This window comes from Shewanella sp. 2_MG-2023, assembly GCF_030548905.1.
GTDB lineage: Bacteria > Pseudomonadota > Gammaproteobacteria > Enterobacterales > Shewanellaceae > Shewanella > Shewanella electrodiphila.
Genome location: NZ_JAUOSO010000009.1, coordinates 1 through 13,819, shown reverse-complemented (window position 1 = coordinate 13,819; position 13,819 = coordinate 1). Strand labels below are relative to the sequence as shown.

The 13,819-nt window shown below is 38.8% G+C and carries 12 protein-coding genes and 1 tRNA gene; 9 read left to right on the top strand and 4 right to left on the bottom strand.

From position 1 onward, the window contains the following. The first annotated feature begins 30 nt into the window (after positions 1 to 30). Positions 31 to 1,677 carry a methyl-accepting chemotaxis protein gene (locus Q4600_RS10470; RefSeq protein WP_303516066.1) on the top strand — a complete coding sequence of 549 codons (1,647 nt, stop codon included), beginning with the start codon at positions 31 to 33 and terminating at the stop codon, positions 1,675 to 1,677. A 299-nt stretch (positions 1,678 to 1,976) separates the two neighbouring features. Here the strand turns inward: Q4600_RS10470 and Q4600_RS10465 are convergent, their stop codons facing one another. Beyond that, complete coding sequence (locus Q4600_RS10465; RefSeq protein WP_248955316.1) at positions 1,977 to 2,297, bottom strand: hypothetical protein; 321 nt, start codon at positions 2,295 to 2,297, stop codon at positions 1,977 to 1,979. Between the two features lie 172 nt (positions 2,298 to 2,469). On the opposite strand from Q4600_RS10465, the gene Q4600_RS10460 reads away from it, so the two are divergent. The 3 genes from Q4600_RS10460 to Q4600_RS10450 are packed head-to-tail and all read left to right on the top strand — an operon-like array spanning position 2,470 to position 5,382. Next, complete coding sequence (locus Q4600_RS10460) at positions 2,470 to 2,964, top strand: putative 4-hydroxy-4-methyl-2-oxoglutarate aldolase (protein WP_303516062.1); 495 nt, start codon at positions 2,470 to 2,472, stop codon at positions 2,962 to 2,964. A 58-nt stretch (positions 2,965 to 3,022) separates the two neighbouring features. Next, positions 3,023 to 4,840, top strand: coding sequence for an AsmA family protein (locus tag Q4600_RS10455; protein ID WP_303516060.1), 1,818 nt, complete (start codon positions 3,023 to 3,025; stop codon positions 4,838 to 4,840). Then, positions 4,840 to 5,382: a BsuPI-related putative proteinase inhibitor gene (locus tag Q4600_RS10450; RefSeq protein ID WP_102528751.1), complete on the top strand. Its 543-nt coding sequence runs from the start codon at positions 4,840 to 4,842 to the stop codon at positions 5,380 to 5,382. Before Q4600_RS10455 ends, Q4600_RS10450 begins: the two co-directional genes overlap by 1 nt. Before the next feature lie 164 nt (positions 5,383 to 5,546). On the opposite strand, the gene Q4600_RS10445 is transcribed toward Q4600_RS10450, so the two are convergent. Together Q4600_RS10445 and gloB are read right to left on the bottom strand one after the other, a co-directional pair. Beyond that, positions 5,547 to 7,064 carry a LysM peptidoglycan-binding domain-containing protein gene (locus tag Q4600_RS10445; RefSeq protein WP_303516056.1) on the bottom strand — a complete coding sequence of 506 codons (1,518 nt, stop codon included), beginning with the start codon at positions 7,062 to 7,064 and terminating at the stop codon, positions 5,547 to 5,549. Positions 7,065 to 7,207: 143 nt separating this feature from the next. Continuing rightward, the gene (gloB, locus tag Q4600_RS10440) at positions 7,208 to 7,999 is read right to left on the bottom strand and encodes a hydroxyacylglutathione hydrolase (RefSeq protein WP_303516053.1); all 792 of its coding nucleotides are present in this window, start codon (positions 7,997 to 7,999) and stop codon (positions 7,208 to 7,210) included. 367 nt (positions 8,000 to 8,366) lie between these two features. Between gloB and Q4600_RS10435 the strand changes: the two genes are divergently transcribed. Then, entirely contained in the window at positions 8,367 to 9,098 is a 732-nt protein-coding gene (locus Q4600_RS10435) for a class I SAM-dependent methyltransferase (protein ID WP_303516050.1), read from the top strand. A gap of 7 nt (positions 9,099 to 9,105) precedes the next feature. Here the strand turns inward: Q4600_RS10435 and rnhA are convergent, their stop codons facing one another. Then, positions 9,106 to 9,579: a ribonuclease HI gene (gene rnhA, locus Q4600_RS10430; RefSeq protein WP_102528755.1), complete on the bottom strand. Its 474-nt coding sequence runs from the start codon at positions 9,577 to 9,579 to the stop codon at positions 9,106 to 9,108. Between the two features lie 73 nt (positions 9,580 to 9,652). Between rnhA and dnaQ the strand changes: the two genes are divergently transcribed. The 4 genes from dnaQ to Q4600_RS10410 all read left to right on the top strand — a co-directional run bounded on the left by dnaQ (position 9,653) and on the right by Q4600_RS10410 (position 13,819). Further along, positions 9,653 to 10,387 (top strand): DNA polymerase III subunit epsilon, encoded by a 735-nt coding sequence (gene dnaQ / locus Q4600_RS10425; RefSeq protein WP_102528756.1) that lies wholly within the window; start codon positions 9,653 to 9,655, stop codon positions 10,385 to 10,387. 23 nt (positions 10,388 to 10,410) lie between these two features. Beyond that, positions 10,411 to 11,721 carry a TIGR03503 family protein gene (locus Q4600_RS10420; RefSeq protein ID WP_102528757.1) on the top strand — a complete coding sequence of 437 codons (1,311 nt, stop codon included), beginning with the start codon at positions 10,411 to 10,413 and terminating at the stop codon, positions 11,719 to 11,721. Between the two features lie 333 nt (positions 11,722 to 12,054). Beyond that, positions 12,055 to 13,275, top strand: a complete 1,221-nt coding sequence (locus Q4600_RS10415; RefSeq protein ID WP_303516041.1) for a DcaP family trimeric outer membrane transporter — start codon at positions 12,055 to 12,057, stop codon at positions 13,273 to 13,275. A gap of 467 nt (positions 13,276 to 13,742) precedes the next feature. Next, a tRNA-Asp gene (locus Q4600_RS10410) sits at positions 13,743 to 13,819 on the top strand.

The window sequence follows — 13,819 nt, the reverse complement described above, 5'->3', positions numbered from 1 at the left end:
ATCCCTATTATAAGAATACGGTGATATATCATGAATGCTGTCTATCTTTTCTTTCGTAAAACAAGCATTGCAAATCGCTTACTAGCAATGATTATCGTGGCTGCATTTGCCACTATCCTAATGTTCTTCTTCGCTTTTAATCGTATTGATAATGTTCTAGTACAAGAAAAAGAATCGAAGTTAACTTCTTTGGTTGGGGTAGCGAGTTCAGTTATTTCGCAGTTTCATCAGCAGTCACAAGAAGGAAAATTAACCGAGGCTGAAGCAAAGGCGGCGGCAATAACAGCGCTAAATGAACTACGTTATTCTGGCAATGAGTATTTTTTTACTATCAACCTTGATGGGATAATGGTGCAGCATGCTTTCGCTAAAAAATTAATCGATACTAACGTGTTATCAATGCGTGATCCTGATAATGTTCCTTTATTCCAGTTAATGATTGAACATACAAACTCCGCTAAGAATGCCACTGTGAATTATATGTGGAATAAGCCAGAACAAGATTCACCTAGTCCTAAAATGAGTGTGGTAGAGCGTTTTCAGCCATGGGGATGGATTATCGGAACCGGCATTTATATCGATGATATCCAAGCTCAAAAGACAGAATTTGCTATGCAATATTTAATACTTTTACTGATTGTATGGTTGCCAATCATCATTATTTTGTTTGTCATTACTCGCAGTATTGCTGAACCCATGTCGCAAACCATTACTGCTTTTGAGAATATTGCGAAAGGCGAAGGGGATTTAACATTAAGGTTGTCTGAAGCTGGTCAAGATGAATTAAACCAAATCGCGCAAAACTTTAATATTTTCACTGATAAAATTCAAAAGTTAGTGTCCTCGGTCGCGGATTCTGTGTCAGAGAGTCATACTCTGGCTAATGATTTATCGACTATTTCTTCACAGGCCAATCAAATATCTTCCAACGTGCAAATGGAAACTGAAAATGTCGCCACTGCAATTAATGAGATGTCGATGACTGCAGCTGAAGTGGCTTCAAACGCCCAAACTGCAGCATCAAGTGCTAATGTTGCTGATAGCGAAGCGGATAAAACGGCTGAGATTGTTGATAATGCGATAGTGAAAATTGGCGATTTATCCACGGAACTTCAACAAACTGAAACTGTAGCGAAAGGATTAAAGGTCAGTTCCAGCCAAATAGGGCAAATATTGGATGTTATTGTAGGTATTGCGGAGCAGACTAACTTATTGGCTCTGAATGCAGCGATCGAAGCAGCAAGAGCTGGTGAAGCTGGTCGAGGTTTCGCAGTTGTAGCTGATGAAGTAAGAACATTAGCGAGCCGAACTCAAGATTCTACCCGCGAAATTAATGGCATTATTGATGCTATCAGAGAAGCTATTGAAAATGTTAACCAGTCAGTCGAACGCGCGATAACGCAATCTGATGAAACGGTGACAGAAACCCAAAAAGTAGAAGCTGCACTCAATTCGATTAAAACAGCGATTGGTGACATATCGCAAATGAACATTCAAATTGCTGGCGCTACTGAAGAGCAAAGCGCTGTTATATCTGAACTTAATATGAACATTACAAGAATCAATGACATGTCTGTTGAAAATAAAACTCACAATGAACAACTTTCTAATAGTAGTATACAAATAGCAGAAGGTTCTACTCAATTAGAAAGTATTGTTGGTAATTTTAAAGTCTAATGGCTTTTTCGAATACTCAGCTTTTGTGTCATTGATACAAATTTTATATCAATGACAGGATTAACTGTAAAAGCTAACTCGCTTTATAAAAGTCATCACTCACTTAGGTCATATGTTTATCTGGTATATTATTTTAAGTGAGTTTAACGATAGGTAAATTGCTACAGCGGATATTGATGATTATATTTAAGATAATTTAATGCTGTATTTCAGAAATTTCATTTTCCCAAAGACATCAGTTTTATCTGAATAAAATATAATTAATATCTTCAGAGTTGAGTGAATAACTTACTTTGTATTCATTTCTCATCTTGTTTTAATTTCAACATAATACTTAACACATCTTGATAAGAGATTTTGAACTCTCTAGAAAGCTGAATAACTTTGGCTTTATATGTCTGAATATGCTCTTGTTTTACGAGTTCGGTTTGCTTTTCTTCAACTAACTCAGAAACGACTTCCTCAAGAATTTTGATACGACGTAAGCTGTAATCTAAAGAAGACAAATAGGTCTTCATTTGAACTCTGTTACGAGCATTCTCTAAACTCTTAGTGGTACGATTTTCAAAATCTAATTCATCGAAAGCATTAATAACATTTTGTAAATTAATATCTGTCATATTGAAAACTACTTAGAAAGGTGGGTTAATGAATAGCAATAAGGATATTGCAGTGTTTTCATCCATGAACAATCAACTATAGCGACAGTCTATTCAGATTAATGAATTGTTTCAATAGCTATACACGTTTATATTAATGATAGTCTTATTAAATTAGTACATGGAGTGTGAGATGTTAGATTTATTGCCTGATTTATTTGATTATTATGAAGATAAACTGACTTTGGTTCAATCGAATTGGAATACATATGGTGGTAAAACTATTTTCTATGGCGAAATAGTGACGGTTAAGTGTTTTGAAGATAATTCAAAAGTTAAATCAACATTAGCCAGTTCAGGTAAAGGAAAAGTCCTAGTCGTTGATGGTGGCGGTGCATGCCGACGTGCGTTATTAGGTGATATGATTGCAGAATCTGCGGCAAATAATGATTGGGAAGGGATCATTATTTATGGCGCTGTGCGTGATGTTGGTACCCTTGCTACTATTGATATTGGTGTTCAAGCACTTGCGAGCAACCCAATCAAAACCGATAAAAAAGATGTCGGCCTAGTGAATGCGAATATTGAAATCGCTGGAGTCACAATAAAACCTAACATGATGGTTTATGCCGATAAAAATGGTATAGCAGTCTCTGAAAAACCTTTAGATTTAATGGTATTAAGCTAAACTCATATATAGAACAGAATTTCTCATTAAATTTCAATTTGCTTACAAGGATGCAAACATGAAGGCACTTAAATGGCTATTAGGTATTATGGCTAGTTTGATTTTAATACTGGTTGTGTATTTAACGGTATTTTTTGATCTCAATAGTTTTAAACCACAAATTGTAGATGCGGTAAAAGAACAAACTGGGCGTGAGTTTGCTATTAAAGATGATTTAAGTTGGAGTTTCTTTCCTTCTATCGGCATTAATTTGGGCGGAATAACATTGTCCAACCCTGAGAACTTCGCCCCAGCGACTTTTGTTGAAATCAATGAAGCGGTTGCCAATGTGGCATTGATGCCGCTATTAAGCCAAGAAGTTGAAATTGCCATGCTTTCATTAGATGGTTTGACACTTAACATGGTGACAAAAAAAGATGGCGCTAACAGTTTAGATGGTCTTAGTGGTGACAAGGCTGCCACAGCACCTAAAGAAGAGGCTGCACCTTCAGAAAAAAGCGATTTGCAACTTCAAAGCCTACAAATCGGTGGCGTATCAATTACCAATACTAGGATTAACCTCATTGATGAGGTTAGTGATACCAAACAAGTCTTCATGTTAAATAGCTTAACCTTAGGTGAATTCTCGTTAGGCAATGCTGCTGATTTTGCTTATGACTTTTCAGCGCAGATGCCTGATATGACGGTAAATAGTAACGGCGAAGGCCAATTGACTGTGCAACATGATTTATCGAAAGTGATGATAAGTGGTTTTTCTATCAATACTGATGTAGCCGGTGACAGTATCCCCAATAAGAAGTTATCAACCCAACTAGTCACTGATATTCATGTTGCACTTGATTCGCAAACGCTTCAGGTTGCAATTAGTAAGCTGTCAGCAATGGATATTAATGCTACTGGTGACATCAAAGTGAACTATGGCAATAAGATCCCGAAAATTAATGTGCAGATGGATTTTGGTGATATAGACCTTGATTCCATAATGCCAGCAAGTGAACAAACTGAAACCAAAGAAACAGAGCAAGTTGCTTCAACAACACCTGCCGAGGAGCCCGATTTATCGGCGCTTAAAACGATTGATTTAACCTTAGGCATGACGGTTAAGTCGATAAAGGTTTCAAATTTATTAACTCAAGACTGGAAAATGAAAGCGACTGTGAAAGATGGTATTGCTAATCTGAGTGATTTTTCAGCTAATTTGTACGAGGGTAGTATCACAGCTAAAGCAAAACTTGATGGACGCCAAAAAGTGGCAAGTTACAATTTCGAGCAAACGCTTTCAGGGGTACAATTCCGTCCGCTATTAAAAGATGCTGCTGATATTGATTTAATTTCTGGCGCTGCAAACTTTAATGTCAAAGGTTCTGGTAAGAGTTTAATCCCTGACAACTTGAAGAAAAACCTATTAGCAAATGGTGATTTTGCTATTGCTGATGGTTCGCTTTACGGGGTGAATATTCCGCAAATGATCCGTAGTGCTCAAGATAAGTTAAAAGGGGATTTATCAGCTAAAAATGATGAAGAACTCAAAACTGACTTCACCAGTTTAACCGGTTCTTATTCACTGAAAAATGCGGTATTTACTAACCCAGATTTATCAATGGCTTCGCCATTAATACGTTTAGCTGGTAATGGTAGTGCCAATATTGACTCGCAAACTGTTGATTATAAACTTACGACATCTGTCGTTGGTTCACTTGCAGGTCAAGGCGGTGGCAGCGATGCGTTAGCTGGTGTGGATATACCTTTAACCATTAAAGGCAGTATGCAAGACCCTAAATTTGGTATTGATACTAGCGCATTGTTTGATGCTAAGTTAAAAGGTGAAACTGATAAGCTAAAAGATAGCTTGTTTAAAAAATTAGGAGGGTTTTAATGAAACGTTTTATAGGTTGCTTAAGTTTACTGTTAGTAGGTTGTAGTGCGACAAGTACCGATGTTACAGCACAAAACAGCAAAGAGGCAGCGGCAGAGGTGAAACCCGTAATGCAAGCCAAAACAATTATGTTAGGCGCTGGAGTCTCAACAATGGCTGAAACACTGTTAGTCGGATTTTTAGAAGCTAAAGAATATACCGATCCAAGTAAAGCAATGTCATTGACACATACAGTCACTAACAGCCAAAGTCGTAGTGTTAATCTAAGATTTAATTCGGGAATGACAGCTGATTTGTGGTTATACGATCCTAAAGGGCAAAAGGTATGGTCATCATCGCAAGATATGATGTATACCCAAGCGTTAAGAGATGTGACGTTAGCACCAGCACAAACGATTAAATCTAGATTCAGTGTTCCTGCTGCGATTATGGAAAAAGTTTCAGGCCCTGGTTATCGCTTTGAAGTAAAATTTGCAGGTAAAGCCGAAGGCAGTAGCTTACCGTTAATCAATGCAGGTTCAACGCCGCTTATCGTTAAATAAAACAGCTTATTGAACTGATTTAGTATGCATGAAATAAAAAACGGCCAGTGATTTCACTGGCCGTTTTTATTCGTTGTGCTATTGAATGTTATTGAATGTTATTGAATGCTACATTATAGAATGTGGTATTCATCGACAATCATCATTTCATTAGATTAACACTGTTACGCGTTCACTTTACTCACATCAACAACGAGTCTTAACATTTGACCTGGTTGAATGTATTTAGTGTTATGCAGCTTATTCCACTTGATTAAGTCATCGACTGAGACATTAAACCGATTAGCGATACGTGCTAAAGAATCCCCTGAACGCACTTTATAATTAACCGTACGCTCTGTGGCATTACTAGATGTTGGACTGCCAATCGTCAGTACTTTACCTATGCTTAATGCGCCATTTTTAGGTAATCTATTCCAGCGAATTAACGCATCTACAGAGACATCAAACTGACGTGCAATAACCCATAATGAATCGCCAGACTTAACGGTATACGTCATCGCTTTAGGTGTTAACTGGTTTTGTGCTAATAGCTCATCGGTTGTTAAATCAGCCCCTTCAGGTGGAACTGGAATTATAAGATATCGGCCAGCACGGATATTGTTGTTCTTTAGGTTATTACTAGAACGGATAAACGAGGGTGAAGTATCAAAACGTTTCGCAATATGACTGACCGTATCACCAGATTGAATTTTATAGCGATGCCAATTTAGCTTTGATTTTGGATCTAATTGGGCAAGCTTTTGCTCAAAAACATCTTTTTTGTCGTAAGGCACAACCAAAGTATGGGGACCATCAGGTGATGTCGCCCAGCGGTCAAGCCCAGGATTTAAACTTTTAAGCTCATTAATATTCATATCTGCTAAATCAGCAGCAAGCTTTAAGTCCATCTGACTTTGGATATCAACGATGGCGATATGAGGTTCATTACTGATAGGTGTTAGATTAATGCCATATTTATCAGCATTTTTAATAACGTCAGATAAGGCAATTAACTGCGGGACATAGCGCTGTGTTTCTCTAGGTAATGATAAAGCCCAAAACTCTGTGCTTTTACCTGCAGCTTTATTACGGCGCACAGCATTATTTACACGGCCTTCACCAGTATTATAAGCTGCAATGGCATACAACCAGTTCTCGCCTGTACGGTCGTACAGGTATTCAAGAAAATCTAATGCGGCAATCGTTGCAGCTGGCACATCACGGCGACCGTCGTACCACCAGTCACTCTTTACGCCAAAATGATTGGAGATAGGTGAGGTTAATTGCCAGAGTCCAGACGCAGCACTTGCTGAATAAGCTGAAGGGTCGAATGAGCTTTCTACAATAGGTAATAACGCGATTTCGATTGGCATATCACGCTTTTCTAGCTCTTCTACAATGTAATGAAGATATGGCTCAGCACGTTTTGAAACAATTTCCAAATGTCTAGGGTTAGCCAGATACCAGTCACGATACTGATTAACCAGTTTATGATCATCTATCGGCATTTCCATTTGTAGGCTAATACGCTGCCATACATCGGTAATTTCAACTGGTTTTTCAACTTTTACGATAGTGTCTTCAGGCTCTACAGGCTTTTGAATAGCAATCGGCTCTGGGGTCGGTTTTGGTGTTGTAAGAGTTTGACAACCTGTTAAAAAGGCCATTCCACCAATAAAAATATATAAAGATTTGTGCATCAAAAACAATATTCCTAAGTCTTGCAAAACAGGCTTAACAAGGTTGTAAGCCTAAAGTATTGGTCAAAATTAAAGCGGCATTGTAGAGCAAAACACGCTTGATGTCTTTGCTTAGTTACGTTTGCTTGGCTTTGTCAGTATTTTTAAAAATTATTTTTCCATTGCCTTAATAGGGTAAATGTCTGTAAATCGGTCGGATTCTCTACATTAAATTGCTCAGAAATAGATTGTTTGATTTCTGTACAATTACTTCTCAGAAATGGATTAATTGCTAATTCTGTTGCAATAGTAGTAGGGATTGTTGAAATGTTGTTCTCTCTTGCCTTGTGAACTGACTGTTGATATTGCTGCAGTGCACTATTATTCGGCTCAACAGCGATGGCAAAGGCTAAATTTGCTTGGGTATATTCATGGGCGCAATAGACTTTTGTATTTGCATTTAAGGATGATAGTTTCGCTAATGAAGCCCTCATTTGTTCAGCCGTTCCTTCAAATAATCGTCCGCAGCCGCCACTAAAGAGGGTATCGCCACAAAATAAGGCGTCCTCTATTGAATAAGCAATATGACCAAGGGTATGGCCTGGCACTTCGATGACCTTAACAGGGCTGCTTATATGGGGTAGTGACATTGTCTGATCATGCTCGATTAATTGAGTCAGACCACTAATTTTTTCTTTGCTTGGACCATATACCGCTAACTGCTGTTGATGAGCTTGCTGTAGTTCAGCGATACCACCGGTGTGGTCAGCATGATGATGGGTAATCAAAATACCCACTAATTCTAGTTTATTGCCTTGAGCATCAGCTTGATTTAAATAGGTTAATACACTCTGTGCACAACCTGGGTCGACCACATAAGCTTTGTTAGAATTAGCTTGATGGAAAAGCCAAATGTAATTGTCATTAAAAGCTGGGATGGTAATAACAGAGAGCATGAAAGCAACCTTGATAATAGATGAAGCTACAGATTAACGGATTATCTTAGAGACGCCAAATAATGGCCTGCCACTTGAGAGTCTTGTATACCTTATCTGAACAAATTGCCTTGATTGAATCATCTATTAAAGCGGAAATACAGACTAGAAATGAAGAGCATATGTTGATACAGAATTGGTATTGATCGTTAAACTTTGAGCGGCTCGCATGTTGGTAGCCAAAGTCCAGATATTCGAAAATTCTGCTTAATTTACCTACTGTTGTCAATAGCATAATTTATTGAATCGCCTTAGGGACTTTAGTTCAAAAAAACTCAAAAATCGTTATACTCAAGTGAGGCGTTACAATCTTAAAGGGTTATTGTTCATGTCAAAAAATGAGAAACCGCAGCAATGGCATCAATTACCTTGTGGTGATGAGATCCAATTAGCAGTTGAGCAGCAACTGGCTAGTTGGTGGCCAAGAATATTCGGTTATCATTTACTTAAACTTGGCCCTCTTAGCCATCAAATCTCCAGTTTACACTGCAACATTGCTCGTCATTTTTCTATTCACGATGGAGAAGGAGCATCAATCATTGCTGACCCCCACCATTTACCGCTCAATAGTGGTTCTATGGATGCGGTTTTAATGAGCTTTCTTATAGAGTTTGAACAAGATCCTTACCGGTTACTTAGGGAAGTCGATAGAGTGATGATCAGCGGTGGTTATATCTTTATTTGCGGGTTTAATCCGGTTAGCACTGCATTTATTGGAAAGGTTATGCCTAAATATCAAACAAAACTTCCTTGGTCTGGACAATTCTTCATGCCTGCAAGGGTCAAAGATTGGCTAGGGCTTTTGGGTTATAAAATATTGCAAGATGAACGATTTATATATCACCCGCTTATAGGCGATATTAACCAAGGTGCTTGGTGGCAAAACCGAATTGAGCGATGGCTTCCTGGTATTGGTAGTGTTTATCTTATTGTGGCGAGAAAAATGGAGTCACCTTTGACACCGATTAGAGAAAAGAAAAAAGCGCGGGCACCTCAATGGGCGCCAGCATCAACAGCAGGTAGAACGGGTCATTCAAATAAATTAAAAAACCCAAACTAAGTAAAATTTATTCAGGCTTATAGTTTTCATCTTCTTGCTCCGGTTTAGCTTCTGCTGCCCACCTAGCTAAATCATCACAGCGTTCATTCTCAGCGTGTCCAGCATGACCTTTAACCCAGCGCCAATCCATTTGGTGAATTTGACTGACTGCATCGAGGCGTTTCCATAAATCGACATTCTTAACGGGTGTTTTAGTGGATGTTATCCAACCTCTTTTTTTCCATCCGTGGATCCATTGCGTGATCCCTTGACGCATATATTGGCTATCACTCGTTAAAATAATATTACACGGTTCATATAAGGCTTCTAATGCTATGATTGGGGCTAATAATTCCATGCGATTATTAGTGGTTAATTTAAATCCGTCAGACAATTCTTTGGTTTGCTGCTTATATTTCATTACAATACCGTATCCGCCAGGACCTGGATTACCCAGACATGAGCCATCAGTATAAATTTTGATTTGTTTTAGTTCTGACATCAAATTGTTACCATACAATACGTATTAATTGCGGCAATTATACTTAAATACACAACTATTAATTGAGTTACCTATGAATATTATTTCTAGCGCAAGTCGCCAGGTTATTTTAGATACAGAAACAACGGGTATGAACCAAGCAGGCGGGCCTGTTTATATTGGTCACCGCATTATTGAAATTGGTTGTGTTGAAGTCATTGACCGTAAATTAACCGGTAGAACTTACCATCAATATATTAACCCTGGTCAGCTCATTGATCCTGAAGCAATTGAAGTACATGGCATCACTGATGAACGAGTAGCAAAAGAGCCACGTTTTCATCAAATAGCCCAAGCATTTATCGACTTTATTGATGGGGCTGAAATCGTCGCACATAACGCGCCGTTCGATATCAGCTTCATGGATCACGAATTTGCAAACCTTCAACCCATCGGCCCCAAAACTGCTGATATTTGTGGCATTCTCGATTCATTAACCGTTGCAAAACATCTTCACCCTGGGCAAAAGAACAACCTTGATGCCCTGTGTCGTCGTTATGGTATCGATCTTTCGCGTCGTACTTATCACGGCGCGTTATTAGATGCCGAAATTCTTGCAGATGTTTATCTGATCATGACGGGCGGACAAATTAAGTTTAATTTGTCCAATGAAAAAGCGGGGCAAGAGGGTGGTGGGATACAATTAATTGATCAAAATGAGTTTAATCTTAAAGTGATCTCAGCTACGGCCGATGAATTAGTATTACATGACGAACGTCTTGATTTAGTCAAGAAATCGGGGAAGTGCCTCTGGAGAGGTGAAGCCTAAAAATTAAGGTAAAAGCGCAAGTAATGAATGGAATTAAACCGTATTTAATGTCACTGGCATTGTCACTGCTAATACTGATTGCAAGCACCTTTTCTCAATTGGCGTTAGCTGTGCCATATACACAGGCCACTGAACTTAAAAATAGGTTCAGAATTGATCATATGGTCGATGAACTGACATTATTAGTGCAACGTGAATACGGCTCCGCGCCCGTTATTGTCATATTACCCGATGGTTCTAAATGGTATGCCGATAGGCATCCTGAGTCTGTCAAATGGGTTGATGGCTTGACTGGTGATATGATAAAAATCCAAAAGCCAATGCCTGGTCCATGGCAGCTGTTGGGCAGTTTAGCGCCCAATTCAACCATTCAAAAAGTGTCTAACCTTGAAATTGACGTTGAGCCAATTCCACAGCCTTTATTTCAAGGCGAGCGTTTAAAAGTGACATCGCGTTTATTAGGGGATGGATTAACAGTCAGGCTGCCCGGGCTTGATTACATGATTGAGTGGACTGTTAAGTTTGCCAGTCATCATAAAAACACTGACGCAAACTTTACCACCGGAACTGTCATCGTAGGTTCCTATAAAGACAATGGCGAAGGGCTAGATGAAGTACCTGATGATGGTATCTTTACTGGTAAGAAAAACCTCAATCAACCGTGGGGAAATTACACCTTAACGGTTGAAGCTCGAAATAATATATTTCAACGAGAAATTAGCTACCCATTTTACTTATCAGAAAAACCGATTGCTGTAGATGTAATTGAACCCGAAGATAAATTAAACGGTGTTTGGCATCTTCAGTTAAACGTTGATGACGACGTTTTACAACTTGAACAAACTCATTTTCATTTTGATATTGTCGGACCCGCTGGCCTTAAGTTACCGATAAGCTTTAATGAGGTTCAGTTCGCTGAAACCTTACTCGCTATCCCATCGGTCACTGGCTTTGGTAGCTATCGAATTAAAGGCTCAGCAGTCTCAACGACCATTGAAGGCCGTGAGATTGTACTGGACTTACCCGAGCAGTTTTTCAATTTAATTGAACCCCCTGCGCCGCCACCATCAGCCGAAGAGTTAGCCCAGCGTGCAGCGATTAAAGCAGCGCAAGAAGAGGCAGCAGCAAAAGACAAAGCCATATTCTGGATTTTAGTCATTAACGGCAGTTTATTAGTGATTGGCATTCTAGGTTTAATTATTTGGCGCAAGAAACAAGCGCTAAACAAAGCGTTAGCGGCCACAAAACTGCGTTTAGAGCAAGAGGGTGGTGCTGAGAATACTGACGAACCAAGCATTGATGATCTTGATTTAACCATGCCAGACGAAAAGTAACTACTACGTTGGAGCTACAATGTTAGCTCCATTTTTAATCATCTCACCATCAATCTTCTATTAGTTAATCATTTAGCGTGTTAAAGAAAGCTTATTCACATTATGGTACTCAATCCAAAAAGCGACATTTATCACTAAAATCAAATCTTTGGGACTCGCTTTTAACTTTCTTGTTACGACTGAGTTTCTTTTTGTAAACCTTCTAGTAACCCACATTTTGGAACAAATTCCAGTTTTATCATCACACCATGGATATTAAAAATTCCTAAATCCCAATCTTTCTCATCATTTACGGATGCGATGGAAGGTTATAAATAAAAATAAGGTGATGTAATGAAAAACTGTGTAGTTAACGCCAAGCTAAAGTCATCAGATGTTAAATCTTTTAAATTAAACAAAGGATTGAGCTTAATAGGGCTAGTGGTCGCCAGCGCACTTGCCGCAACAAATGTAAGCGCATCAGTGATTGATGACACTGACGTGAACTTTGGTGGCTATATAAAAGTCGATACCATGTTCAGTGATTATAGTAATGGCGCACCTGACTCTGGTTCAATCTCAAGGCAGTTTTATGTGCCTGGCACTATCTATGGCGTTGATGGTAATGGCAGTCAGGTTGTTGATTTTCAAGCTAGGGAATCAAGATTTAATTTTAAAACGGTTAGCAGTATCGACGATCATAAATTAACGAGTTTTATTGAGTTAGATTTTATGACACATGCTGATGGCAATGAACGTGTTTCTAATAGCTATTCGCCGCGTATTCGTCATGCCTTTGTCAGTTTTGACAATTGGACTGTAGGCCAGTCTTGGACCACTTTTCAAAACCCTGCAGCGTTACCTGAAAACCTTGATTTTGTTGGTGCTGCTGAAGGGACACCGTTTGTTCGTCAAACGCAAGTTAGATATACCAATGGTGGGTTTCAATTTTCATTAGAAAACCCCGAAACAACACTAAATGCTTATCAAAGTACAAGCAGAATTGTGAGTGGTAGTGGCATGGTGCCAGACGTTGTCGCAAGATATAACATTAAAACAGAGCAGGGGGCTAAGTTTTCTTTTGCCGGTATTGCAAGGCAGCTCAATATAGAAACCGAAATCAATGATATTCAGTTAGATGCCACAGCTATGGGTTACGGTGTAAGCGTTAGCGGCATACTTCCAGTCGGAAAAGATGATTTAAAATTTACAGCGACATATGGAGAAGGTTTAGGTCGTTATATGGCATTAAATTATGTAAATGCCGGCGTTATTGATGCTGATGGCGATATTGACACCATTTCATCCTATGGGGGTTTTATTGCTTATCGTCACTGGTGGAATGATAAATGGCGTACTAGCTTAACAGCTTCAGCCTTTAGTGCTGATAACAATACCAGCTTGATGGCAGATGAGGTCAATAAAGACTCATACTCTGGCTATGTTAATTTACTCTATTCACCTGTTAAGCCTCTGACAGTAGGTGTTGAGTACATGTACGCTAAAAACAGTAAAGAAAATGGCGATGAAGGAGAGTTAAATCGCATTATGTTTTCAGCTAAATACGTATTGTAACTGCTTAACGTTTTGTGGCTCACTTTAATGCTAGCTTTTTCATGTTTAAAAGCAGTATTGATAGGAGCTTTAAAGCAGCTTATCAAGCTATAAAAGTCTATAGCTGACCAAGCTGTAGATCAGCTATGGACTCAGTATTCACACTTGCTTAAGTATTCACACTTGCTTCAGTATTCACACTTGATTCAGTATTCACGCTTGTTTAAGTATTTATCAATAAATAGGTTCTTCTTTTGAAAAAAGAGAGTAACCCCGTGGTTAATTACTGATTAGATATTTATTGGTTATGAGTTTTATTGTTTGATGAAAATAATGACATCACAAGAAGGGCACTAAACTGGTTTATTTACATCCAAAAAGCTCATGAATTAAGCTTGGTTGAACATTTTTTGGCTAAACAGACAAAAAAATAAAAAAAACGGTTGACGGTTTTTGACGACATCTCTATTATTCTTCGCAACTTAAGTGGAGCGGTAGTTCAGTTGGTTAGAATACCGGCCTGTCACGCCGGGGGTCGCGGGTTCGAGTCCCGTCCGCTCCGCCA